This is a genomic window from Mitsuokella sp. UBA4253, from assembly GCF_002395285.1.
In the GTDB taxonomy this organism is placed as follows: domain Bacteria; phylum Bacillota; class Negativicutes; order Selenomonadales; family Selenomonadaceae; genus Mitsuokella; species Mitsuokella jalaludinii.
On the sequence record NZ_DGWR01000009.1, the window covers coordinates 1 to 23,391 of the forward strand.

Annotated in this window: 19 protein-coding genes, 13 tRNA genes and 1 riboswitch; of the genes, 31 read left to right on the top strand and 1 reads right to left on the bottom strand. The window is 60.6% G+C overall.

Annotated elements, in window-relative coordinates; all coding sequences use genetic code 11:
• The first annotated feature begins 78 nt into the window (after positions 1–78).
• The 24 genes from B2X55_RS04150 (at position 79) to fliB (ending at position 14,987) form a co-directional block, all read left to right on the top strand.
• Positions 79–153 (top strand) — tRNA-Gln (locus B2X55_RS04150).
• Positions 154–158: 5 nt separating this feature from the next.
• Positions 159–234: transfer RNA gene (locus B2X55_RS04155), tRNA-Lys, on the top strand.
• Positions 235–250: 16 nt separating this feature from the next.
• Positions 251–325 (top strand) — tRNA-Glu (locus B2X55_RS04160).
• A 7-nt stretch (positions 326–332) separates the two neighbouring features.
• A tRNA-Val gene (locus tag B2X55_RS04165) sits at positions 333–408 on the top strand.
• Positions 409–427: 19 nt separating this feature from the next.
• A tRNA-Asp gene (locus B2X55_RS04170) sits at positions 428–504 on the top strand.
• 49 nt (positions 505–553) lie between these two features.
• Positions 554–629 (top strand) — tRNA-Phe (locus B2X55_RS04175).
• 8 nt (positions 630–637) lie between these two features.
• Positions 638–713: transfer RNA gene (locus B2X55_RS04180), tRNA-Thr, on the top strand.
• Between the two features lie 11 nt (positions 714–724).
• Positions 725–798 (top strand) — tRNA-Gly (locus tag B2X55_RS04185).
• A 20-nt stretch (positions 799–818) separates the two neighbouring features.
• Positions 819–907 (top strand) — tRNA-Leu (locus B2X55_RS04190).
• A 34-nt stretch (positions 908–941) separates the two neighbouring features.
• A tRNA-Leu gene (locus B2X55_RS04195) sits at positions 942–1,027 on the top strand.
• A gap of 24 nt (positions 1,028–1,051) precedes the next feature.
• Positions 1,052–1,137: transfer RNA gene (locus B2X55_RS04200), tRNA-Leu, on the top strand.
• Between the two features lie 48 nt (positions 1,138–1,185).
• A tRNA-Leu gene (locus B2X55_RS04205) sits at positions 1,186–1,272 on the top strand.
• 6 nt (positions 1,273–1,278) lie between these two features.
• A tRNA-Leu gene (locus tag B2X55_RS04210) sits at positions 1,279–1,364 on the top strand.
• A gap of 71 nt (positions 1,365–1,435) precedes the next feature.
• Positions 1,436–2,785 (top strand): lipase family protein, encoded by a 1,350-nt coding sequence (locus B2X55_RS04215; RefSeq protein ID WP_286821004.1) that lies wholly within the window; start codon positions 1,436–1,438, stop codon positions 2,783–2,785.
• Between the two features lie 382 nt (positions 2,786–3,167).
• Complete coding sequence (locus B2X55_RS04220) at positions 3,168–4,292, top strand: DUF362 domain-containing protein (RefSeq protein WP_172674673.1); 1,125 nt, start codon at positions 3,168–3,170, stop codon at positions 4,290–4,292.
• Positions 4,289–6,760 (top strand): bifunctional diguanylate cyclase/phosphodiesterase, encoded by a 2,472-nt coding sequence (locus B2X55_RS04225; RefSeq protein WP_286821006.1) that lies wholly within the window; start codon positions 4,289–4,291, stop codon positions 6,758–6,760. Before B2X55_RS04220 ends, B2X55_RS04225 begins: the two co-directional genes overlap by 4 nt.
• 104 nt (positions 6,761–6,864) lie before the next feature.
• A complete protein-coding gene (locus B2X55_RS04230) occupies positions 6,865–7,359 on the top strand; it encodes a MarR family winged helix-turn-helix transcriptional regulator (RefSeq protein WP_286821007.1) in 495 nt (164 codons plus the stop codon).
• A 29-nt stretch (positions 7,360–7,388) separates the two neighbouring features.
• Positions 7,389–8,501 carry an HlyD family secretion protein gene (locus tag B2X55_RS04235; protein ID WP_036378347.1) on the top strand — a complete coding sequence of 371 codons (1,113 nt, stop codon included), beginning with the start codon at positions 7,389–7,391 and terminating at the stop codon, positions 8,499–8,501.
• Positions 8,482–9,678 carry an ABC transporter permease gene (locus tag B2X55_RS04240; protein ID WP_286821008.1) on the top strand — a complete coding sequence of 399 codons (1,197 nt, stop codon included), beginning with the start codon at positions 8,482–8,484 and terminating at the stop codon, positions 9,676–9,678. The genes B2X55_RS04235 and B2X55_RS04240 overlap by 20 nt, the downstream gene beginning before the upstream one ends.
• A gap of 96 nt (positions 9,679–9,774) precedes the next feature.
• Entirely contained in the window at positions 9,775–10,236 is a 462-nt protein-coding gene (locus tag B2X55_RS04245) for a universal stress protein (RefSeq protein ID WP_286821010.1), read from the top strand.
• 135 nt (positions 10,237–10,371) lie between these two features.
• Positions 10,372–12,222: an indolepyruvate ferredoxin oxidoreductase subunit alpha gene (gene iorA / locus B2X55_RS04250; protein WP_286821011.1), complete on the top strand. Its 1,851-nt coding sequence runs from the start codon at positions 10,372–10,374 to the stop codon at positions 12,220–12,222.
• The gene (locus B2X55_RS04255; protein ID WP_286821012.1) at positions 12,219–12,812 is read left to right on the top strand and encodes an indolepyruvate oxidoreductase subunit beta; all 594 of its coding nucleotides are present in this window, start codon (positions 12,219–12,221) and stop codon (positions 12,810–12,812) included. The genes iorA and B2X55_RS04255 overlap by 4 nt, the downstream gene beginning before the upstream one ends.
• Before the next feature lie 41 nt (positions 12,813–12,853).
• The gene (locus B2X55_RS04260) at positions 12,854–14,089 is read left to right on the top strand and encodes a phenylacetate--CoA ligase family protein (protein WP_055160909.1); all 1,236 of its coding nucleotides are present in this window, start codon (positions 12,854–12,856) and stop codon (positions 14,087–14,089) included.
• Positions 14,082–14,987, top strand: a complete 906-nt coding sequence (gene fliB / locus B2X55_RS04265) for a flagellin lysine-N-methylase (RefSeq protein WP_286821014.1) — start codon at positions 14,082–14,084, stop codon at positions 14,985–14,987. Before B2X55_RS04260 ends, fliB begins: the two co-directional genes overlap by 8 nt.
• Positions 14,988–15,018: 31 nt before the next feature.
• On the opposite strand, the gene B2X55_RS04270 is transcribed toward fliB, so the two are convergent.
• On the bottom strand, positions 15,019–15,909 hold the full coding sequence (locus tag B2X55_RS04270; RefSeq protein ID WP_036378340.1) for a LysR family transcriptional regulator: 891 nt from the start codon (positions 15,907–15,909) through the stop codon (positions 15,019–15,021).
• 204 nt (positions 15,910–16,113) lie between these two features.
• Between B2X55_RS04270 and B2X55_RS04275 the strand changes: the two genes are divergently transcribed.
• The 7 genes from B2X55_RS04275 (at position 16,114) to mobB (ending at position 23,266) form a co-directional block, all read left to right on the top strand.
• Positions 16,114–16,299: a hypothetical protein gene (locus B2X55_RS04275; RefSeq protein WP_155948119.1), complete on the top strand. Its 186-nt coding sequence runs from the start codon at positions 16,114–16,116 to the stop codon at positions 16,297–16,299.
• Positions 16,300–16,465: 166 nt separating this feature from the next.
• Complete coding sequence (locus B2X55_RS04280) at positions 16,466–17,650, top strand: DNA polymerase IV (protein WP_286821015.1); 1,185 nt, start codon at positions 16,466–16,468, stop codon at positions 17,648–17,650.
• 45 nt (positions 17,651–17,695) lie between these two features.
• Positions 17,696–17,823: riboswitch (molybdenum cofactor riboswitch) on the top strand.
• A 100-nt stretch (positions 17,824–17,923) separates the two neighbouring features.
• The gene (locus B2X55_RS04285; RefSeq protein WP_286821017.1) at positions 17,924–18,955 is read left to right on the top strand and encodes a molybdopterin-binding protein; all 1,032 of its coding nucleotides are present in this window, start codon (positions 17,924–17,926) and stop codon (positions 18,953–18,955) included.
• Positions 18,956–18,968: 13 nt separating this feature from the next.
• Positions 18,969–20,168, top strand: a complete 1,200-nt coding sequence (gene glp, locus B2X55_RS04290; RefSeq protein ID WP_036378354.1) for a gephyrin-like molybdotransferase Glp — start codon at positions 18,969–18,971, stop codon at positions 20,166–20,168.
• Between the two features lie 9 nt (positions 20,169–20,177).
• The gene (gene moaA / locus B2X55_RS04295; protein ID WP_278521156.1) at positions 20,178–21,167 is read left to right on the top strand and encodes a GTP 3',8-cyclase MoaA; all 990 of its coding nucleotides are present in this window, start codon (positions 20,178–20,180) and stop codon (positions 21,165–21,167) included.
• Positions 21,168–21,217: 50 nt separating this feature from the next.
• Positions 21,218–22,144, top strand: a complete 927-nt coding sequence (locus B2X55_RS04300) for an MOSC domain-containing protein (protein ID WP_286821019.1) — start codon at positions 21,218–21,220, stop codon at positions 22,142–22,144.
• 21 nt (positions 22,145–22,165) lie between these two features.
• Positions 22,166–23,266, top strand: a complete 1,101-nt coding sequence (gene mobB, locus B2X55_RS04305) for a molybdopterin-guanine dinucleotide biosynthesis protein B (protein WP_286821020.1) — start codon at positions 22,166–22,168, stop codon at positions 23,264–23,266.
• The last annotated feature ends 125 nt before the right edge of the window (positions 23,267–23,391 follow it).

Below are 23,391 nucleotides of genomic sequence, written 5' to 3' on the forward strand. Positions count from 1 at the left end.
CCTCAATAGCTCAGTCGGTAGAGCAATCGGCTGTTAACCGATTTGTCGTAGGTTCGAGTCCTACTTGAGGAGCCATACAGGGGTATCGCCAAGCGGTAAGGCAACGGACTCTGACTCCGTCATCCGTAGGTTCGAATCCTACTACCCCTGCCAAATATGATCCACTAGCTCAGTTGGCAGAGCACCTGACTTTTAATCAGGGTGTCCCGAGTTCGAATCTCGGGTGGATCACCATAATTTTTCTTTGCATGGCCCCTTGGTCAAGTGGTTAAGACACCGCCCTTTCACGGCGTGAACGTGGGTTCAAATCCCGCAGGGGTCACCATTTTTATGGGCGATTAGCTCAGCTGGGAGAGCGCTTGCCTTACAAGCAAGATGTCAGCAGTTCGATCCTGTTATCGCCCACCATTAAAACCTAATTTTATACGGCCCGGTAGTTTAGTTGGTTAGAATGCCGCCCTGTCACGGCGGAGGTCATGGGTTCAAGTCCCATTCGGGTCGCCACTTGTTTATTGCACAGTAATGTGTTATAATATTATCTAACTTGTGAAATGCCTCGGTAGCTCAGTCGGTAGAGCAGGGGACTGAAAATCCCCGTGTCAGTGGTTCGATTCCGCTCTGAGGCACCATTTTTCAAGCTGGTGTAGCTCAATTGGTAGAGCAGCTGACTTGTAATCAGCAGGTTGGGGGTTCAATTCCTCTCGCCAGCTCCACTTTGCATTATGCGGGTGTAGCTCAATGGTAGAGCTCCAGCCTTCCAAGCTGATCACGTGGGTTCGATTCCCATCACCCGCTCCATTAGTCAGCAATTTGATACTGCCGGGGTGGCGGAACTGGCAGACGCAACGGACTTAAAATCCGTCGGTTGGAAACAACCGTACCGGTTCGATTCCGGTCCTCGGCACCACCAATTGTATCAATACCTCTCATTTTCATATTATGCGGTCGTGGCGGAATGGCAGACGCGCTAGCTTCAGGCGCTAGTGATGGCAACATCATGGAGGTTCAAGTCCTCTCGACCGCACCATCAAAAATCTTCATATTGTATCATGCGGTCGTGGCGGAATTGGCAGACGCGCTACTTTGAGGGGGTAGTGTTCACAAGACGTATGGGTTCAAGTCCCATCGACCGCACCATTTGCTTAAAGCAGCACCTGGTGCTGTTTTCATAAAATTACATATCATGCGGTTATGGCGGAATTGGCAGACGCGCTAGCTTCAGGCGCTAGTGGTGGCAACACCTTGGAGGTTCAAGTCCTCTTGACCGCACCATGTCTCGCGGTCGTGGCGGAATTGGCAGACGCGCTACTTTGAGGGGGTAGTGTTCACAAGACGTATGGGTTCAAGTCCCATCGACCGCACCATTTGAAAGTATAAGCTCAGATTTTATCTGGGCTTTTTCTGTATCTATGCATATTCTGTTTGGAGGGAAATCATGATGCGACACGCTCTGGCGGCGCTGCTGCTTCCTCTTGTGCTGGTACTAGGCTTGCTCTGCCCGGCGCGGGCCATGGCGGCTACGGGCGAGCAGGAACTCGAGCTTCTCTCTTCGCTTGTGGCGATGGCCTCGTACTCCGACGAACTCAGCCTGCTCGCGCGCGAGTGGCTCGCAGAGACGGGCTGGAAGTTCCAGAGTCAGACGACAGCGACGTCTTTGGCACAGGGGCGCTATCATCTCGTGACAAAGGAAATGCCTGATGGCCATCGCGCTGTGCTGCTCGCCTTCCCCGGCACGGAGAACGCCAAAGATGCCAAGGTGGACCTGCGCACGCGCTCGGTACCGTTTGGTGGCTCAAGCGTCGAGGAATTCCGCGATGTTGCGCAGCAGGACCGTCATGCGACATCGTATCCGCTCGTTCACAAGGGCTTTGACGATTACACGATGACGGCGCTCTTCCATGAGCCTGTCGATCTTGCGGGCAGTGGAGCGTGTGAGACGATGGGCGAGCACCTCGCGCAGGAGCTCCGTGCGCATCCAACAGAGGTGCTCTACCTGACGGGGCATAGTCTCGGCGGTGCAGCTGCCATCCTGACGGCCGCACGGCTCAGTGATATGGGCGTGCGGCCCGAGCAGCTGCGCGTCATCACGTTCGGCTCACCGGCTGTCGGCAATGCGGCTTTTGCAAGGTATTACGAGAAGCGCATGCAGCTCACGCGTATCGTCATGGATGGCGATCCTGTGGCGGCGGCATTGCAGTCGCTCGGCACGCGCTACGTGCAGTTCGGAGAGCGCGTGGCGTGGAAGCAGGATCGCAGCTCGTCGCGCTTCGAGCACGCGATGGTTGTCTATCTCGACAGAGCCTTGCGCCTCTACTTCAGTGAGGATGAGGTGGGCGATGGCGACATGCTCGAGAGCCGTTCGCTGGCCGCTCGCGGTGGGATCTTTGTCGCAGTGCCGCAGCTCGACCTTGACCCGCTTGTTGCGGGAGATGATGCGGCCGACATCCGCATCCTGCAGGGGGCCTGGCAGGCCCGTTATGCGCCCTGTACCGTGCAGAGTGATGGCCAGCGTGGCGCAGATATGGATGTACTGATCGCTGAGGCGCGCGCCGCGCAATGCCGCTACGCCGTGCGCCAGCATGTATCGGTCAAGCGGAGCCGCGATGAGGCCGATACCGTCCGCGTCGTCCTCGAGACATCTGTCTACGATGCGCAGGGAATCTTCATCACAGTTGTCTCGAAGAGCACAACGGACCGTCGCATGACGCCTCTAGAAGCTGTGGCCTACCTGCAGTTCGCGACGTTGCGCGATCTCGATACAGTATTCGTAACACAGAATACATAAAATTCTCTGAAAACTATCTTGACTTTTAGCCCGTCATCCTGTACAATAAAGATAAGCCAAGGAAAGGTCAGGTTCACCCTTTCCAGACAGCCGATTTACTTACTCAGGATGGAGGAGAGTCCAATGGGCTAGTTAACGAGTCCAAGTGGAACACAGTGTATCCCATGCATGACATGAACAACACGATTGGAAGGTTACTATCTCACAGATAACCATCAGCGGTGACGAGAAAGCTGCTGATGGTTATTTATTTTTGTCCAAACAGGAAAATCGGTGCAGGCTGTCGAAATTAATTTCATCATATCAAGCAATAAAAACGAGAGGCGCAGAGCCTCCTTTTTATGTGTATTTTGTGTCTACCAGGTCTTTCAGGAGGGTAATCATGGACAAGGCAAAAGTTTATTTCACGGATTTCCGCGTGCCGGTCGGCCGCAATATCATGCAGAAGCTCCGGGCACTCTGCCTCGCTGCTGGCATCAAGAAGATTGACATGGACGGCAAGTTCGTCGCGATCAAGATGCACTTCGGTGAGCTCGGCAACATGGCGTATCTTCGCCCGCAGTACGCGAAGGTCGTCGCGGACCTCGTCAAAGAGCAGGGCGGCATGCCCTTCCTGACGGACTGCAACACACTCTATCCGGGCAGCCGCAAACACGCGCTCGAGCACATGGACTGCGCGAACTTCAACGGCTTCAACACGGTGACGACAGGCTGCCAGATCATCATCGGCGACGGCCTGCGCGGCACGGATGATGTCGAGGTGCCGGTCAAGAACGGCGAGTACATCGAGAAGGCCAAGATCGGCCGCGCCATCATGGATGCCGACGTCTTCATCAGCCTCTCGCATTTCAAGGGCCATGAGGCGACGGGCTTTGGCGGTGCCATCAAGAACATCGGCATGGGCTGCGGCAGCCGCGCTGGCAAGATGGAGCAGCATTCGTCGGGCAAGTGCGTCGTCAACGAAGAACTCTGCCGCGGCTGCCGCAAGTGTGCAAAGGAGTGCGGTTCGGATGCCATCACCTACGAGAACAACAAGGCTGTGATCCATGAAGACCTCTGCAAGGGCTGCGGCCGCTGCATCGGCGCCTGCTCGTACGATGCCATCCGCAACGAGCAGTGGGATGCTGGTGATCTGCTCGACCGCAAGATGGCGGAGTACGCACAGGCCGTCGTACAGGACCGCCCGTGCTTCCACATCAACATCGTGCGCGACATCTCGCCGAACTGCGACTGCCATGGCGAGAACGATGCGCCGATCCTGCCGGACCAGGGCATGTTCGCCTCGTTTGACCCCGTCGCACTCGACCAGGCCTGTGCGGATGCGTGCCTCAAGGCGACGCCGTTGCCGAACAGCCAGCTCTCGGACAATCTCGCGAAACCGGACTGGCATCATCATCACGACCACTTCCTCGACAGCAATCCGAACATCCATTGGAAAGAGACGCTCGAGCACGGCGAGAAGATCGGCATGGGCACGCGCTCGTATGAGTTGGTGAAGATTAAATGAGGAAGAAGCGCAGGCAGATCGACATGCCGCCGTCATACGTCATCGAGCACCTCGATGAAGCCATCGCGAAGCACTGGGTGAGGGTGCACTACCAGCCCATCGTGCGCACGATCTCGGGGCAGCTCTGCGCGATGGAGGGCCTTGCGCGCTGGGATGACCCGAACTGGGGCTTCTTGACGCCGCCCTTCTTCATCAGCATCCTCGAGCAGCACAATCTCATCCACAAGCTCGACGCCTTCCTCATCGAAGAGGTCTGCCGCAATCAGGCGCGCGTCAGGAAGGCGGGACTGCCGTCGGTGCCGGTCTCGCTGAACCTCTCGCGTCTCGACTTCATCAACTGCGACATCTTCGCGATTGTCGAGCGCGCCGTGCGCAAGTACAATGTGCCGCGCGACCTCCTGCACCTCGAGATTGTCGAGAACATCCTGACCGACCGCAACAAGAAGATCGGCGAGGTGCTCGACCGCTTCCGCGCGGCTGGCTACGAGATCTGGATGGATGACTTCGGCAGCGGGTACTCGAGCCTCAAGTTCCTCAAGGATCAGCGCTTCGATGTCCTCAAGATGGACATGGCGTTCCTCAAGAGCGATACGAAGCGGGCACGCGACATCATCATCTCGATCATCTCGATGGACAAGCGCATCGGCAACCGGACGCTCGCGGAGGGCGTCGAGACGCAGGAGCAGTTCGAGTTCCTGCGCGAGATCGGCTGCGAGAAAATCCAGGGCTACTATCTCGGACGGCCGCGCCCCTACGACGAGACGATACACAACTGCCTCGAGAAGGGCATCACGGTCGAACTGGGCTGCTGGAAGGCCTATTATGATGCCATCATGGATGTCAACTTCCTCACGGGGCATGCGTTGCTGCTCATCGAGTACCGCGACCATGCCTACCACATCCTGTTTGCCAACCAGAAGAGCCGCGAGCTCTTCTGGCAGGGGGATGCGGAGCGGTACCGGCAGTGGGAAGAAGCGCTGAATACCTACACGCAGCCTTCCATGCGCTACCTGCGCCGCGGCCTGCACCGCGTCATGCTCAATGGCGAGGACGAGGAGCTCGCGTATCCCTTGAACGGCGACTTCGTCATGATGGACTGCCACCGCGTCATCTCCTACAGCGGCCGCTGCCTGCTCGCCGTGGACTGCCGCCTGCACAAGATCGCGCACGAGGGCGATCTGTTCCGGCCGGCGTACTTCCTGCGCAACCTATTCTACCTTTACGACAAGGTGGCGACGATCAACTTGACGAAGCACGAGATCATCGAGCTGACACAGCCGCAGTTGCGGTCTGGGCTCCACAAGCTGCCGCTCGGGCAAGCACTGGCCGAGTACGCGGAGCAGTCCATCTACCATGCCGATCGCAAGCGCTTTGCCGACTTCTTCGACTTCAAGACCATCCCGGAGCGCGTGGCTGCGTCGAAGCTCGGCAGCATTGTCGAGGCATTCCGCACGAAGGGGCCGGACGGCACGCTGATCTGGAAGACGCACCGCATCACGCGCATCGCCAGCAGCGAGCAGGACATCTACTTCTGTGTCGTGCGCGTGTCGGATGCGCAGGACATGTCGCATTACGAAGAGAAGTGCCGCGCGCAGTACGTCCTGCCGTCAGACGGCGCGGAAGACAGCATGGAGCTGCTCTGGAAGAACTTCATCACGGGCTTCCCGCTGCCGGCCTTCTGGAAGGACAATCAGCGTCGCTTCCGCGGCGTCAACCAGAAGTTCCTGGACTTCTACGACTTCGATTCCGTGCGGGAGCTCCTGGAAAGAACGGATGAGGACATGAACTGGCACGTCCATCCCGAGCCGTTTGAGCGCGATGAGCACGATGTGCTCGAGAAGGGCATCACGATCCGCGACGTGCCGGGGCAGTGCTTGGCGCGCGGCGTGCAGCGCAATATCCTCGCAACGAAGTGGCCGGTCTACGATGTGCAGGGGAATATCGCGGGCCTCATGGGTTACTTCGTCTCTGCGGAGGCACTGGCTCATGTGCAGCAGCAGTCGCACGAGGCCCTCTTTGTCGACCGCGTGACGAGACTCGCCAATGTCAAGGGACTGCTGTTCCTGCTCGCGCAGTACCTCGATGAGTACCGGTTCGGCCATCGCAATTTCGTCGCGGTCTTCATCCGCATCCGCGCCATTGACAGGCTCTTGCGCCGTTACGGCGAGGAGGCTTGCAACGAATTGCTCGGCTGCATCGCAGACGAGATCCGGCGCATCGTGGGCCCTGTCGGCGCATCCGGCCGCTTTGACAGGAATCAGTTCTTGGTGTTCAGCCAGTATACCTCGCAGGAGGAGGTGCGCGACCTCGGCCAGCGCCTGCGCACGGGCATCGAGGCTATCCACAGCTTTGGCCAGTGCAGCTGCACGCTGTTCGTCGAGATGCACATGGCCTATCCGCAGGACCAGTCGGACTTCTACGAGGACATCATCGCCGCACTGCTGGACCGCTGGAAAAAGAAATCATGAAACGGGGAAGGAAAGAGTTGCTGCTCGCGCAGCAGCTCTTTTTGACATTTGTGTGCATAAGCTCTATACTATTAGTTAGCAAGCTAACTAAATGGAGGAGAATCATGAAGCGAGAACTCATACCGAGCTGGGAGGAACTCGAGGCACATAAGAAAACTGTGCCGGAAATCAATCCGGCGGCCGTCATCGCTATGCTCGAGATCAAGCAGGTCGGTGAAGAGATCCAGCACAGCGTCCTGGACATCCTGCAGCAAGAGTACCATCTGTCTGAGGGGAAGTTCTGCATGCTCATCGTGCTGCATCAGAATCCGCAGGGCATTGCGCCGTCTGAGATTGCCGCGAAGATCGGGGTGACAAAGGCGACGATCAGCAACATGCTCATGCGCATGGAGCGCGATGGCATGATTGTGACAAAGCCGTCACCCGACGATGCCAGGGCCAAGATCGTCTGTCTGACAGAGAAAGGGCGGGCATTCATGAATGAGATCCTGCCGCCGCATTATCTGCGCGTCACGAAGCTCATGGAACGCCTGAGTGAGGCAGAGCAGAAAGAGCTCATCCACCTGCTCAAGAAGATGTCGGGCCGGGTGCATGCATGAGAGAGAAGAGGAAAGTGAGGATTTGACACATGAATACGAGACAAAAGGCCCTGCGCACAGGGGCTATCTTTATCGCGGTGCTCATCGTGGCGGGACTGCTGCTGCTCTACAAGGGCAATGATGCAGTGGCGATTGGCATGGAGAAGAAAGAGGGCATCCTGACGGCAGAACAGGTCAAGATGTCGTTCGACAGCGTGAGCGGCCGCCTGCTCAAGGAGGCGGTCAAGGAGGGTGACACGGTCAAGGCCGGCGATGTCATCATGGAGCTTGACCCGACGGATACGGATCTCTCGATTGAGCGGACGAAGGCGCAGATTGCACAGCTCGACGCACAGATCCGCTCGACCGGCGGCACGCAGTCGGTCAACTACATGAAGGCGGACTCGGATGAACAGCAGAGCTTCCGCCAGATCGATCAGCAGCGCGCAGCCGTCTCGGCGGCGCAGGCCACGCTCAAGAACAGCCAGATCGACTACAACCGCAAGTCGGCACTGCTCGATGCCGGTGCCATCGCGAAGTCGCAGCTCGACGATGCGGAGATGGCCCTGAATGTCGCGGAGGCCAATGTCACGCAGCAGCAGCAGCTCCTCGACAAGCTGCTGTCGGGCGCGCAGGATACGGGCAATACGGATTCCATAAGCCTGCCGACCATCGCGCAGCAGCGCGAAGCGGCGGGCAATATGAGCAACGACATCGATGCGCTCACGCAGCAGAAGCAGGCGCTCGTCGTGCAGCTCAAGCAGCTCGAAGTCCAGAAGGAGCGCCTGACGCTGCGCGCGCCGGAGGACGGCCGCGTCATCAAGGTCCTCGCGAAGGAGGGCGAGATGGTCGCCGCTGGCACGCCTGTCGTGCTCCTGGAGAGCGACCGCAGCTACTACGACATCTACATCAGCGAGAAGCAGGCGCAGGGCCTATCTGAGGGCGATACGATCACGGGCCGCACGGTCGCGGGCGACAAGTCTGTGCCGGGGACGATCCGCCTCTTGACGAAGGCGCCGGGCTTTGCTGACCTCAAGCAGTCGCGCGAAAAGGGGCAGGCCGACCTCACGGCCTTCCAGGTCCGCATCTACGTGGAGCCGCAGGACGGCGTGATGCCAGGCATGACGATTGGAGTGAACGAACGTGAATTCACTAAGAGATGAGATCCGCTTCCTGTTCTCGGGACAGGGCATGCCGTACGAGAAGGTCTGCCTGATGGTCGCGGCTGTCGTCTGCATCGTCCTGGGCTTCATGCTCAGCAGCAATTTCTCGCACGATGCGAAGGTGGTCGTCATCGATCTCGACAATTCGGCCTACAGTCACGAGCTCACGAGCCGTATCGACGCCTCGGAGTACATGAAGGTCACGGCCGTGCTCAACACGCCGGTCGATCCCTCGACGCTCTTCTACCGCGATCAGGCGGTCGCCGTCATCTACTTCCCGCGCGGTCTCGAGAAGGACCGCTATACGGGTGCGGCGAATCACGTCGGCGTATTCTACGACAACAAGAATACGGCGCAGACTTCTGACATCAAGATCGCGCTCAACGAGCTCATCGGCCTCGACAATGCGGCGGCACAGGGTGACCCGGGCAGCACGAACGACAGCCTGAACGGCACGATCGGGCTGGCAGACCGCAATCTCTTCAATCCGAACGGTTCCAACTACAATGTCGAGGTGCAGGGCTTCCTGTTCTTCTTCGGTTCGATGTTCTTCACGTTCGCGACAATCGGCATGGTGCCGCGGCTGCGCCTCTCGCATCAGCTCGACAAGATCCTGCTCGAGGGCACGCCGTGGGACATCCTCGTGCGCCTCGTGCCGTACGGTGCCTGCCTCATCGTCTCCTTCGTCTTCGGCATGGCCATCCTGCGTATCCTGGGCGATATGACGTTCACGGGCAGCCTGCTGCTGTTCCTCGCCGTCCAGATCTTCTACGTCATGACGGTCGGCACGCTGAGCACGCTGTTCGGCTGGACGGCGGCGAATCCGGGCATTGCGTCCTCGCGCATGATCTTGTTCATCCCGGGCGGCTTTATCTTCGGCGGGCCGACGGGGCCGGTCTCGTTTTATCCGGACTGGGTCGTCGCCGCATCGCATCTCTTCCCGCTGACCTGGGAATATCACTTCGTGCGCGACATCATCTCGCGCGGCGCAGGCTTTGGCGACATCTCGAAGGAGTTTGGCGCCTTCCTGATCTACATGGCTGTCGCACTGATCCTGTTCTGCGCGAAGTTCTTCTCGGCGCGGCGCGCGCTGCTGAAGCACAGGGCAAAGGAAGAGAAGCATCGCCTGCAGCAGTTGAACCTGGCCGATGGCACAGCGATGGGACAGGCGGAGTAAGGGAGAGAGTCTGATGGAAAGAGAAACACTGATCGAGGAGATATCGAGGAGATAAAGACAAGAGAGCCACAGCCCATCCACTGCGACCGCATCCTCGTGCCGACAGATGGCTCGGGGCAGGCCTTCCGGGCCGTCAATGAGGCCATCCAGCTGGCCGCAGTGACGGGCGCGCAGCTGACGCTCCTCATGGTCGTCGATCTCAACAAGCATGTGGCGGCCTTTGAACAGGTCAGCCTCAGCGGCTACGTGCCGGCAGAACTCAAGATCGCGGCATACCAGTTCCTCGCGGACCTCATGCATGTCATCCCGTCGGAGATCAAGGCGAGGACACGCGTTGAAGTCGGCAATCCAAGCGAAGTCATCTGCGATGTAGCCGACGAGGAGCAGAGCAATCTCATCGTCATGGGCTCGCGCGGCTTCGGCACGTTCCGCAGCATGCTCGTCGGTTCTGTCTCGCATTACGTCCTGCAGCAGGCGCACTGCCCCGTGCTCATCGTCAAGGGCATGCCCGATGACTGGGACGATGAGGAGAATTACCTCGCACCTGCTGATGAGTGAGCAGACAATGACATAAGAGAGACATACCAGAATGACAAGATGCCACCTGTTGTAAAATGTATCTACGACAGGTGGCATCTTGTTGTGTCACATAGTATAATAGAGGAGTATTATCGCAATTGGGGAGAGAAAGCTATGCATGTAGAATATCTGATGGGCAATGAGGCCATCGCCATGGGGGCTGTTGCAGCCGGCGTCAATGTCGTCGCCGGCTATCCGGGCACGCCTTCGACGGAGGTCCTCGAGACGGTTGCCCGACACAATCCGGATGGCAAGATCCACGTGGAGTGGTCGACGAATGAGAAGGCCGGCATGGAAGTGGCGGCGGGCGCTGCCTGGTCGGGTGCCCGCGCACTTGTGACGATGAAGCAGGTCGGCCTCAACGTCGCCTCGGACCCCTTGATGAGCCTCGAGTATCTCGGCGTCAAGGGTGGCATGGTCGTGCTCGTCGCCGACGATCCGGGGCCGATTTCTTCACAGACGGAGCAGGATACGCGTCACTTCGCCTCGTTTGCCAAGGTGCCGTGTTTCGATCCTTCGAGCGTGCAGGAAGCGTACGAGATGATCCAGGAGGCGTTCGACTTCTCGGAGCGCTACCACACGCCCGTCTTCCTGCGCCCGACGACGCGCATCGACCACGGCTATGCCTCCATCACGGTCAAGGATGAAAGCGAGTACTGCGTCCATGAGCCGGAAGGCTTCGAGCGCGATCCGGCGCGCTGGGTCATCTTCCCGCGCCTCTCGTACCGGGCGCATCAGGCTATCGAGCAGCGCAATGAGGAGCTTGGTGAGGTCTTCTCGTCGTATGCACGCAATCAGCTGGAGCTGGGCGGCGCTTCGTGCCGCCGCGGCATCGCGACGCAGGGCGTCAGCTACTCGTACGTCGCGGAGACGCTCGCAGAGCGGGCGGATGAGGCGAGAGGAATGCCGCGCGTGTTCAAGGTCGCGACGCCCTTCCCGTTCCCCGAGAAGCTGGCGGTGGAGTTCCTGCAGGGCCTCGACGAGGTGCTCTGCATCGAGGAGCTCGACCCCGTCATCGAACGCGAGCTCATCTTCCTCTGCGGCAAGTACCAGCTACCCGTCAAGATTCGCGGCAAGCTCACGGGCGATGTCAAGCGGGCCGGCGAGAACACGCGCGATACGGTCTACGACGACATCGCCGCCTTTATGGGATGGCCGAAGGCGGAGACCTCGGCGCTGCCGGAGCCGCCCGTCTCCGTCGTGCGTCCGCCGGTCCTCTGTGCTGGCTGCCCGCACCGCGCTTCATTCTACGCGGTTAAGCGCGCGATGAAGGGCCAGAAGAGTGTCTTCTGCGGCGATATCGGCTGCTACACACTCGGCAATGCCATGCCGCTCGACATGGTCGACACCTGCCTCTGCATGGGTGCGGGCATCGACATCGCGCAGGGCATCGGCGCCGTGACGCCCGGCATGAAGTGCTTTGCCTTTGTCGGCGATTCGACCTTCTTCGCCTCGTCGATCACGGGCATCGTCAACGGTGTCTACAATCAGGCGGATCTCACAGTCTGCATCCTCGACAACTCGACGACGGCCATGACGGGCCATCAGCCGCATCCGGGCACGGGCCATACGATGATGGGCCAGATCGTCGACAAGGTCTCCATCGAAGAGACGCTCAAGGGCATCGGCGTCAAGACGGTGCGCACGGTCGATCCGCTCGACCTCGAGGCAGCCATCAAGGCCGTCAAGGATGTGGCATCTGAGCCAGGCGTCAAGGCCATCATCTTCAAGTCGCCGTGCATCGCGATCGTCAAGCCGCTCGGCAAGGCCGAGGTCCTTCAGGACGCTTGCCGCAAGTGCAAGAAGTGCATCCGCGAGATCGGCTGCCCCGGCATCGTCGTCGAGGACGGCAAGATCATGGTCGACGCTTCACAGTGCACGGGCTGCGGCATCTGCGCGGACATCTGCCCGTTCGATGCCATCGAGGTCACATCGTTTGAGAAACGAGAAGGGAGCGCAAAATGATGCAGAAGAATATCATCCTGACGGGCGTCGGCGGACAGGGTACGGTGCTCGCCTCGAAGCTCATCGCGGCGGCCGCGATGAAGAAGGGGCTGCCCGTCATGAGCGCGGAGACGATCGGCATGGCCCAGAAGGGCGGCGCTGTCTTCAGCCACCTGCGCATCGGCGAGGGCGTCAGGAGCCCGATGATACGGCGCGGCACGGCGGACCTCCTGCTGGCCTTCGAGTCGGCGGAAGCCGTGCGCATGCTGCCGTACCTCAAGAAAGACGGCATGGTCGTCGTCAACTCGCATCCCATCATGCCCGTCACGGCGGCGCTCAAGGGCACGGATTACACGGGGGCGGAGATGGTCGCTTATCTCCGGGAGAACGCGGCGCATGTCCTCGTCCTCGACGGTCAGGAGGCCGTCGAGACGATCGGCAACCCGAAGACGCTCAACGTCATCATGCTCGGCGCGGCTCTCGAGAGCGGTGCGCTTGACTTCCTGACGGAAGAAGATGTGCTCGAAGCCATCCGCGAGAAGGTCAAGCCGAAGTTCGTTGCGCTCAACGAGAAAGCCCTGCGCTATGCGTTTGAGTTGGCTCGTCCGTGACGGATGTGTGGATTTTGTCGAAGATAAAGGCAGGTATTTTTATGGAAATCTCGAATGAACAGCTCGCGCTCGTCAATGAGCGCATCGCCCAGCTCCTCCACGCAGACAGCTTCTACGGCAAGCGCCTGCGCGAGCACGGCATCGACGGCGTATCCTCTCCGGAGGACTTCAAGAAACTGCCGTTCTCGGAGAAGAAGGACCTCCGCGACGCCTATCCGCTCGGGCTCATGAGCGTGCCCGAGGAGAAGATCGTGCGCATGCACTCCTCGTCGGGCACGACGGGCAAGCCCGTCATCATTCCGTATACGGCCAAGGATGTCGAGGACTGGGCCACGCAGTTTGCGCGCTGCTATGCGATGGCAGGCGTGACGAATCGCGACCGCGTGCAGATCACGCCGGGCTACGGCCTCTGGACGGCCGGCATCGGCTTCCAGGCCGGCTGCGAGAAGCTCGGTGCCATGGCCGTGCCGATGGGCCCGGGCAACACGGAGAAGCAGCTCCAGATGATGATGGACATGGAGAGCACGGTCCTCTGTGCGACGAGCTCCTATGCACTGCTGCTGGCCGAGGAGATCGAGAAGCGCGGCATCAAGGACAAGATACACCTGCGCAAGGGCATCATCGGCTCGGAGCGCTGGAGCGAGAAGATGAGGAAGTCCATCTGCGAGAAGCTCGGCATCGACGCCTACGACATCTACGGGCTGACGGAAGTCTACGGACCGGGCATCGGCATCAGCTGCGACGCGCACGACGGCATCCACTACTGGGACGACTTCGTCTACATCGAGATCATCGACCCGCAGACGGGCGAGAACCTGCCCGATGGCGAGTGGGGCGAGATTGTCATCACGACGCTGCGCAAAGAGGGCGCGCCGCTCATCCGCTTCCGCACGCACGACCTCTCGCGCATCCTGCCCGGCGACTGCCCGTGCGGCAGCAAGTTCCCGCGCCTCGACACGATCCAGGGCCGCACGGACGACATGGTCAAGATCAAGGGCGTCAACCTCTTCCCGAGCCAGATCGAGGAGATACTCAAGACCTTCCCCGAGGTCTCGAGCGAATACCAGATGCACATCTCGCACCTTGACGGCAAGGACACGATGCGCCTCTACGTGGAGACGAACGGCAGCGTTGACTTCCTCGACCTCGCGAAACGCATCGCCGAGCGCGTCAAGAGCCGCATCGGCTTCACGCCGCTCGTCAAGGTCGTCGAGATCGGTGTTCTACCGCGCTCCGAGAAGAAGACGAAGCGCGTGATCGATACGCGCTATGAGTGAGCCGCAGGAAATCGTCACGGTCTGGCCTGACTTTGCAGAGGATTTCGCCTGCAAGGCCGACCGCTGCCAGCATAGCTGCTGCCGCGGCTGGGAGATTGATATCGACGAGGCGACGGCGGCGTATTATGCATCGCTGGACGGCCCCTTGGGTGAAGCGCTGCGCGCGAACATCGATGCTTTGGCAGACGGCACGCATGCCTTCCACCTGACGGCGGATGAGCACTGCCCCTTCCTGCGCGCGGACGGCCTTTGCCGCCTGATCCGCGAGATTGGCGAGGAGGCGCTATGCGAAGTCTGCACGATGCATCCGCGCTTCTTCATCATGAGTGGCGGTGTCGAGCTTGCGGGCTTTGGCCTGGCCTGCGAGAAGGCGGTCGAACTGCTGCTCTCGGCGGACAGCTTGCGCCTGCGGGCGGAGGGCGAGAGCCAGTCCTTTGACTTTGGCGCGCTGCTGGCGTTCCTCGACAAGGCGGTGCCGCGCGAGTGGCTGCTGCCGCCCGCTCGCCTGACGCTCGCGCAGTTCTCGTTTCTGCTCGCGCAGATGAAGGATACGGAACCCATCGATGACGCCTGGCCACAGCAGCTCACAGCCCTGCGCCTGGATTGCCATAAGCTGCTGCCGCGCTATGCGAAACTTCTCGCTGCGCAGGGAGCGGAGGCGGCAGAGAAGCTCGTCTCCTACATCCTCTACCGCCAGCTCGACAAGGCCGAGCGGTACGGCATGGAGGCGCTTTGCCGCTACGCGCGCTTCAACGTCGTCTTCATCTACCTGCTGGCCGCCGAGACGCAGGACCTGCCTGAGGCCGTGCGCCGCTGGTCGGAGCAGATTGAGTACGACGAAGAAAATACCGCACGCCTCATCCGGGCGTGCGGCAGAGCACCATCGTCCATTCTGTGAATCATGCCTCTGCTGAAAAATAAATTCGTGTTCAGGGCATTGCCTGGCGGGCAAGCAGCTGCTGACGGATGAATTTCATGACGAGCCGCTGGTCTTTTGAGATCTGGCGGCTCTTTTTGGTGATGATACAGCTCGTCAGCGAGAGCGGCGTGTCAAACGGGATCGTGACGATATCGGAAAGAGCGGTGACGGCCTGCTCAAAGAGGATGCTGGGGGCCGTGTGGGTGCGCAGGAGGCTGTATAGTGTAGAGAGGTGCGGCGAGTAGTAGGCGACATTTGGCTCGATGCGCGCCGCGGCGAAGGTGCGCATGAGGAGCCGCGTGACGTAGAACTCCTCCGACAGCAGGACAAGAGGTCCCCGGGCGGCTTCTGCCAGGCTGATGCTCGGGCGGTCTGCCAGTGGATGGCCGGGCCAGACGATGAATTTGACAGGACGGGAGTCGATGCGCCGATACTGGAGGTCGGGAAGCGTGGAGCCATCGTAGTTGACGACGGCGAGATCGACTTTTTCCTCCTGCACGAAGCGGGCTGCTTCCACCCCGTACGGCTCGATGATGTCGAGCTGTATCTCCGGGTGTTCGTGCTGGAAGGTGTGAAGCAGGCGCGGGATCAAGAAGGAGGCCTGCTGCTGCGGGATGGCGAGGCTGATCTTGCCGTGACGGCAGCTCATCTCGCGCACGCCGTCTTCGAATGCATCGACTTCGCGCAGGAGCGCGGTGACTTTCTGATAGAGCTTCTGCCCGTCCTGGCTGATCCGGATCGTGCGGCCGGCGCGCAGGAAGAGGTTGAGCCCTGTCTCATCTTCGATGGTCTGCATGGCCTGGCTCAGTGTCGACTGGGCGATGTGCAGCTCTGCTGCGGCATGTGTGATGTTCTGAAGCCGGCAGACGACCAGGAAATAGCGCATTTGCTGAATCGTCATGGAATCATCTCCTATCAGACGTTATGTTGTGGCTGCCATACAATTGTACCGCACCTCTGTCGAAAAACCAATCGGTTTAACCGATGGATTTATCGGATTTATCCGTTTTTCAAATCGCCTTCTCCATGTCATAATAAAGATGTCAAAAGAAAAGAGCTCTGAAAACAGATACATGCATCATAGGAGAAATGGAGAGTGATTATCATGACGAAGAAGAATATCCTGATCGGCATCGCAGCAGCAATCCTTTTTGTATTGCCGGTTTCTGTCAATATCGCTTTGGCTGGCACCGCCGAGAGCACGGAACGAGTACAGCCCATCCCGACGGTATACACGGGAAATTCCAGTTATGCCGATGATGCGATGGATTGTGATTATGTGCTGGAGTGAATGATTTGCTACATCCAAACAGAACACCCCGCGCTGCAAGACTTGCTTGCCAGTGTGGGGTGTATTTTTTTAGATCATCGCAGGGAAATGGCCAGCAGGTGTCTTGTCTTAGAAGGTTGCGCGGGACTTTCGGCCTGCGCTAGAATAGAGGAAAGGGGGCGATTGGATGAAGCGGCTTGTCATGCATGTGGATATGGATGCGTTCTTTGCTTCAATTGAGCAGCGCGATCACGAGGAGTACCGCGGGAAGCCGCTGATTGTCGGCGGGCTTTCCGGGCGCGGTGTCGTTTCGACCTGCTCCTACGAGGCGCGACGGTTCGGCGTGCACTCGGCGATGCCAATCGTGCGGGCGAAGCGGCTCTGCCCGCAGGGCATCTTTATCGAAGGCGACTACGCGCATTACCGCGCGGTGTCGCAGGAGATCTTCGCGATCTTTGCGCGCTACGCGCCCGTTGTCGAGCCGCTGTCCATCGACGAGGCGTTTCTCGATATCACGGGCATGGAGCTCCTGATGGAGTCGCCGCGCGCTTATGCCGAGAAGCTCAAGGCGGAGATCCGCGAAAAGACGGGCCTCGTCGCCTCTGTCGGCATCGCGCCGAATAAATTCCTCGCGAAATTGGCCTCGGATCTCGAGAAGCCGGACGGCCTCGTCATCATCACGGAGGAGGGGAAGCAGGCCGTCCTCGACCCGCTGCCAGTCGGCCGCATCTGGGGTGTCGGCGAGAAGACGGCAGCCAGGCTCGAAGCGCTGCGCATCCGCACGATTGGCCAGCTCCGGCGGACGCCGCGCGAGAAGCTCGTCCGTAGCCTTGGCGCGCATATGGCGGACCATCTGCTCGCGCTGGCCTCGGGCATGGATGCGCGGCCTGTGGCGCCGCGCGAAGCGGCGAAGTCCATCGGCAAGGAAGTCACATTCCCCGCGGATATCGAGTCCGTCGAGGAAGTGGAGCGGGTACTTCTCGACCTTGCGGAGAAAGTCGGCTACCGCCTGCGCCGCAAGGGCTGCAAGGGGCGGACCATCCAGCTCAAACTGCGCCTCGGCGACTTCCGCACCTACACGAGGAGCCGCACCTTGGCGGAGGCGACGTGCTACGACCGCGACATCTACGAGACAGCGCTCGCGCTCTACCGGGCGCTCGGCGTGCATCAGGGCATCCGCCTGCTCGGCATCGCTATTTCCGGCTTTGAAACTTCAGGCGCCATCTCACTCTTTCACGAGGAGGTGCGCAAGGAGAATCTCTACGCTGCCATCGATTCCATCAAGAAGCGCTTCGGAGAGCAGGGCATCACTAAGGCGCATCTGCTCAAGAGAGAACGTGCGGATGATGGCGATAAAGAGGATGAGGTGTGAAAAATATTATAGGAAAAGGGCAGCAAGTCTGCTAAAATAAGAAAAGATACGATACGACTCCGAGCGAAATCCGCTAAGGCCGGGCATCATGGGCTGGCTATGTGGACGAGCCAGGGTCCCGGGGGAAACGCCGGGGCCTTCCGTGATTGAAAAGGGGCGAAATCCAAGGGGCGAAGACCATCCTTTTGCAATTGCGGGAGGATGGTCTTTTTGATTGATTTTTGATGATTCGCACAATATGAGCGTGTGCAGCAGATAGGAGAGATGAGCGCGATGAAGGAAATCAGGACAGTCGATGCAGTCGGGCAGGTGCTCTGCCACGATATCACGCAGATCGTGCGCGGCGTGACGAAGAATGCGCGGTTCCGCAAGGGCCATGTGATCCAGGAAGAGGACGTCCCCGTACTGCTCTCGCTCGGCAAGGACCACATCTACGTCTGGGATGAGGATGCGACGGAGATGCACGAGAATGAGGCGGCCGATGTCCTGCGCGAGCTCTGCCAGAACGAGCACATGACGGCGACGGCGCCGAAGGAGGGCAAGATCGAGCTCATCGCGGACTGCGACGGCGTATTCCAGGTCGATGAAGACCGCTTTGATGCGGTCAATGAGCTCGAGGATGTCACGATCGCGACGCTCGCGCAGAACATGCCGGTCAAGAAGGGCATGAAGCTTGCGGGCATGCGCGTGACGCCGCTCTTCATTGCACGCGAGAAGATGGAGGAGGTGCGCCGCACGGCAGGTACGGAGCCGCTCCTTCGCCTGCTGCCGTACCGCAAAGATCTCAAGGTCGGCGTCGTGACGACAGGCACGGAGGTCTTCCTCGGCCGCATCGAGGACACGTTCACGCCGGTCATCGCGGCAAAGCTCAAGAAATTCGGCCTGACGATCGCGGAGCACCGTCTGTCGGATGACGTGACGGAGCACACGAAGGCGGCTATCGAGGAGCTCCTGGACCTCGGCATGGACATCATCCTCTGCACGGGCGGCATGAGTGTCGACCCCGACGACCGCACGCCGGCGGCCATCCGCGATGCCGGCGTCGACATCGTGACGTACGGAGCACCTGTGCTGCCGGGCGCGATGTTCCTGCTCGGCTACTCTGCGCGCGAGGGGCGTGAGGTCACGGTCATGGGGCTGCCTGGCTGTGTCATGTTCGACAAGGCAACGGTCTTCGACATGATCCTGCCGCGCGCGATTACCGGTGACCGCGTGACGCGCAAGGAGATCCGCCACTTCGGCATCGGCGGCCTCTGTATGCGCTGCGAGGTCTGCCGCTATCCCATCTGCCCCTTCCAGAAGTAAAGCGAGGTTGCTCATGCAGGATATTTCTCTGGAGCAGGCCATCTCGGTCCTGCTCGAACACACGAAGAAAATCGAAGCCGTCGAGGAGGTGCCTCTTTTAGAGGCGCTCGGGCGCGTCCTCGCTGAGGATGCTGTCGCGACATTTGACAATCCGCCGTTCGACCGCTCGCCGCTCGACGGCTACACCTTTGCGGCCGCCGGCACGAAGGGGGCGACGAAGGAGGCACCGGCTGCCTTTACGGTCATCGGCGAGGAGTGCGCCGGGGATTTCTTCGCGGCAGAAGTGCCAGCGGGCTCGGCTGTGCGCCTGATGACGGGCGCGGCCATCCCAAAGGGCTGTGACTGCGTCGTGCGCCAGGAAGATGTCACGGTGGAGGATGGCCGCATTTTTGTGCCGTACGAGCTCCACCATCACGAGAACTACTGCTTTGCGGGCGAGGATGTCCGCAAGGGGACACGGGCTGTCGAGCGTGGTACGGAGCTCACGGCGGCACATCTCGGCGTGCTTGCGAGCCTGGGTTTCGGCACGGTCAAGGTCCTCCGCCGTCCGCGCGTCGCAATCGCGAGCACGGGCGATGAGCTCGTGCTGCCGGGTGAGCCGCTGCGCCCCGGCAAGATCTACAACAGCAACCTCTACGCTCTTGCGGGCAGGCTGCGGGAACTCGGCTTTGAGCCGGAGGTGCTTGGTATCCTGCCGGATGACGCCGAACAGGCGGCTGCTGTCATCGCTGACTGGCAGGCGAAGGCGGACCTCTTCCTGACGACGGGTGGCGTCTCGGTCGGCAAGAAGGACATCATGCACGAGGTCGTCCGCCTCATCGGCACGCGCCTCTTCTGGCGCGTCTGCATCAAGCCGGGCGCTCCTGTCATCGCCTACACGGTCGGCAATATGCTCGGCATCGCGCTCTCGGGCAATCCGTTCGCGTCCTACGCGACGTTCGAGCTCCTGACGCGCCCCGTACTCGAAGCGTTCTCGGGCCGCAGCTCTGTCGCAGGCCGTGCGGTCGAGGGCTTCCTCGCCGATGCATTCCCGAAGCCGAGCTACGGGCGGCGCTTCATCCGCGCGCATTACGAGGCGGGCATCTTCGAGATCCCGGCGCAGCACGACTCGGGCTCGCTCTTCTCGGCGGCTGGCTGCAATGCGCTGATTGACATCCCGGCCGGCACGGGGCCTCTCATGGCCGGCACGCGGGTCAAGGGCGTTCTTCTTTGAGGTGATAGTATGTACGACCGCTACCAACGAAAAATCGAATACGTGCGCATCTCGCTGACGGACCGCTGCAACCTGCGCTGCCGCTACTGCATGCCAGAAGATGGCGTCGAGAAACTCCGGCACGAGGACATCCTGCGCTTTGACGAGATCGTCCGCATCGTGCGGGCGCTGGCCTCGCTCGGCGTGCGCAAGGTACGGCTGACGGGCGGCGAACCGCTCATCCGGCGAAACGTCGTCGAGCTCGTGCGCGAGATCCGCTCTGTGCCGGGCATCGAGTCCGTCGCGCTGACGACGAACGGCGTCCTGCTCGCGGACATGGCTGAAGACCTCGTGCAAGCCGGGCTCACGGGCGTCAACATCAGCCTCGACACGCTCAAGGCGGCTTCCTTTACGGAGCTCACGCGGCGCCCATTCTTCGCGCGCGTCGAAGATGGCATCGAGGCCATCGCGGCGACGGGGCTTCGCGATGTCAAGTTCAACTGCGTGCCGATCGCAGGCGTCAATGAGGCGGAATTGCCGGAGCTCGTCGCGCGCTTCACGCGTGAGCGACCCTGGAAGTTCCGCTTCATCGAGCTCATGCCGATTGGCTGCGCCTACGAGGCGGGACTCAGAGGCCTGCCGATGGCGGAGGTCAGGAGCAGCCTCGAGGCTGCGTTTGGCCCGCTGCGGCCCGTCCTGCCGGAGCGCGGCGTTCACGGCCCTGCCGTCTACTACCAAGCTGATGGCTTTGCGGGGCAGGTCGGCTTCATCGACGCGATGGAGCATCAATTCTGTTCCTCGTGCAACCGCGTGCGGCTGACGGCGGAGGGCTTCCTGAAGCTCTGCCTCAATGCGAGGACGGGCACGGACCTCCGGGGACTGCTGCGCAGCGGCATGAGCGATGACGGGCTCAGGCATGCCCTGCAGCAGGCAATCTACCACAAGCCGCAGGAACATTATTTCAAGGCGGCATCGTATGACGAGAAGGACAGCCGGGCCATGTATCAGGTCGGCGGCTGATGGCAAGCGGATAGAGATAGAAGCATATCCGGATAGAATGGAGGATACTCATGGGAACGATCAAGGCACTCTGCATCAGTGAGAAGAAGGGCACGCTCAAGACGCCGGTACACAAGGCGCTCTTCCAGACGGAATGGGGCATGGTCGGCGATGCGCACGCGGGCAGATGGCATCGTCAGGTCAGCTTCCTCGGGCTCGCGGAGATCGAGGAGTTCCGCAAGCGCGGCATCGATGTCAAGCTCGGCGCCTTCGGCGAGAACATCGTCGCGGAGGGCTTCCACTTCAAGGAACTGCCGGTCGGCACGCGCCTGCGCGCGGGCGAGGTCTGGTTCGAGATCACGCAGATCGGTAAGGAATGCCACAAGAGCTGCGCGATAAGGAGTCAGGTCGGCGACTGCATCATGCCGCGCGAGGGCGTCTTCGCGCGCGTGCTGCACGGCGGCTGGATCGAAGAGGGCGACTCGCTCGAGATCGTCGAGGAGAAGATGCCGCTCGATGCGGCCATTATCACGGCGAGCGACAAGGGCAGCAAGGGGCTGCGCGAGGACGAGAGCGGCGCGAAGGTGCAGGAGATGCTCGAGGCAGCTGGCTACACGGTGGCCGAGAAGGTCATCCTGCCCGACGAGCAGCACGACCTTGAGCACAAGATGCGCTCCTTCGGTGACCGCGGCATCGCGCTCGTCGTCACGACGGGCGGCACGGGCTTCTCGGTCCGCGACGTCACGCCCGAGGCGACGCTTGCCGTCTGCGAGCGCCTGGCGCCAGGCATCCCTGAAGCGATGCGCGCCCTCTCGATGCAGGTGACGCACCGCGCGATGCTGAGCCGCGCACAGGCCGGCATCTACAAGCGCACGCTCATTGTCAATCTGCCAGGCAGCCGCAAGGCCGTCGAGGAATGCCTGAGCTTCGTGCTGCCGGAGCTCTTGCATGGCATCGAGATCCTGCGCGGCGATGCCAGCGAATGTGCGCGCAAGTGACGCGATAGAGGAGAGACAATCGTGGAATTTTCGGATGCTTCACTGCTGATCATCGCGGGCGGCAAGAGCTCGCGCATGGGGCGCGATAAGCGCTTCCTGTCATATGATGGCGAGGGGCTGCTCGAGCGGCTCGCGCGCAGGGCGACAGCCCTGCCCTTTGCGGAGCGCTGCCTCTGCGTGGAGCAAAGGACGCCTGCCCTGCAGGATATTGCTGAGCGCTATGGCCTGACGCTCGTCGAAGACGGTGTGCAGGGCCGGGGTCCGATGGAAGGCCTGATGCGCGGCCTGTCGCAGATCGAAGCGGACTATGCGCTGGCCGTCTCGTGCGATATGCCGTTCCTCGAGCTCGCGGAGCTCCGGCCTCTCTTGAAGGCAGCGGAGGAGGGAAGCTGTCAGGCCGTCCTGCCTCGCGCAGGGCGCCGCCAGCCGCTGGCAGCCCTCTATCGCCGGGACCTCTCAGCGCGCTTTGCAGAGGCCCTCGCGAGGGGGGAGCGCAAGCTCGGTATCGTCATAGAATCTGTCCCGCACGCTTATGTGGATTTCCCGGACGCGGCGTTGTTTTTCAATGTCAACACCGTTGCCGACTGGCATCTGGCCTGCGGGCGCATGGCCAACGAACGGCGCAGCCGCCCGCTCGTGACGATCTCGGCGCCCGTCTCGAACACGGGCAAGACGACGTTCATCGAGCGCGTGTTGCCGGAGCTTCGCGCGCGGGGCATCCGCGTCGGTGTCGTCAAGGGCGACTGCCACGGCTACGATGTCGACGAGCGGGGCAAGGACAGCTGGCGCTTCAAGGAGGCGGGCGCTGCGGGCGTCGCCGTCGTCTCGCCGAACGGCTACTTTATCGAGCAGCGGACTAAAACGAGGGCTGATCTCGCCGCAATAGCCGCAAGGCTCACAGATGTTGACCTCGTGCTCATCGAGAGCCGCCGCCACGGCACGGCCCCGCGCATCGAGCTCTTCCGCGAGCGCGGCGAGCTCACGCTGCCTTGTGATGCAGCGGCCTGCTTCACCAAGCCGCAACAGGGATTGACGGAGGTCAGGGAATACGCCCTCGACGATGCGGCGAAGGCGGCAGAGGTCATCGTCTTCCTCATGGGGAATAAGCGAATAGGTGTTTGAAATCAGGTGACAGCCTGCTCATTCGAGCAGGCTGTTTTTGTGTCAGGCTAGTTTTTCATCGCATCTGTGAAAAAAGTTGTTTACAAGCGGATTAAGAAGTGCAATAATAATAAAAAATGATACGA

What these genes read in the sequence shown, in the direction of transcription:
- B2X55_RS04215 (WP_286821004.1), top strand. Translation starts at nt 1,436, where the DNA reads ATGATGCGACACGCTCTGGCGGCGCTGCTGCTTCCTCTTGTGCTGGTA.
- B2X55_RS04220 (WP_172674673.1), top strand. Translation starts at nt 3,168, where the DNA reads ATGGACAAGGCAAAAGTTTATTTCACGGATTTCCGCGTGCCGGTCGGC.
- B2X55_RS04225 (WP_286821006.1), top strand. Translation starts at nt 4,289, where the DNA reads ATGAGGAAGAAGCGCAGGCAGATCGACATGCCGCCGTCATACGTCATC.
- B2X55_RS04230 (WP_286821007.1), top strand. Translation starts at nt 6,865, where the DNA reads ATGAAGCGAGAACTCATACCGAGCTGGGAGGAACTCGAGGCACATAAG.
- B2X55_RS04235 (WP_036378347.1), top strand. Translation starts at nt 7,389, where the DNA reads ATGAATACGAGACAAAAGGCCCTGCGCACAGGGGCTATCTTTATCGCG.
- iorA (WP_286821011.1), top strand. Translation starts at nt 10,372, where the DNA reads ATGCATGTAGAATATCTGATGGGCAATGAGGCCATCGCCATGGGGGCT.
- B2X55_RS04255 (WP_286821012.1), top strand. Translation starts at nt 12,219, where the DNA reads ATGATGCAGAAGAATATCATCCTGACGGGCGTCGGCGGACAGGGTACG.
- B2X55_RS04260 (WP_055160909.1), top strand. Translation starts at nt 12,854, where the DNA reads ATGGAAATCTCGAATGAACAGCTCGCGCTCGTCAATGAGCGCATCGCC.
- fliB (WP_286821014.1), top strand. Translation starts at nt 14,082, where the DNA reads ATGAGTGAGCCGCAGGAAATCGTCACGGTCTGGCCTGACTTTGCAGAG.
- B2X55_RS04270 (WP_036378340.1), bottom strand. Translation starts at nt 15,909, where the DNA reads ATGACGATTCAGCAAATGCGCTATTTCCTGGTCGTCTGCCGGCTTCAG.
- B2X55_RS04275 (WP_155948119.1), top strand. Translation starts at nt 16,114, where the DNA reads ATGACGAAGAAGAATATCCTGATCGGCATCGCAGCAGCAATCCTTTTT.
- B2X55_RS04280 (WP_286821015.1), top strand. Translation starts at nt 16,466, where the DNA reads ATGAAGCGGCTTGTCATGCATGTGGATATGGATGCGTTCTTTGCTTCA.
- B2X55_RS04285 (WP_286821017.1), top strand. Translation starts at nt 17,924, where the DNA reads ATGAAGGAAATCAGGACAGTCGATGCAGTCGGGCAGGTGCTCTGCCAC.
- glp (WP_036378354.1), top strand. Translation starts at nt 18,969, where the DNA reads ATGCAGGATATTTCTCTGGAGCAGGCCATCTCGGTCCTGCTCGAACAC.
- moaA (WP_278521156.1), top strand. Translation starts at nt 20,178, where the DNA reads ATGTACGACCGCTACCAACGAAAAATCGAATACGTGCGCATCTCGCTG.
- B2X55_RS04300 (WP_286821019.1), top strand. Translation starts at nt 21,218, where the DNA reads ATGGGAACGATCAAGGCACTCTGCATCAGTGAGAAGAAGGGCACGCTC.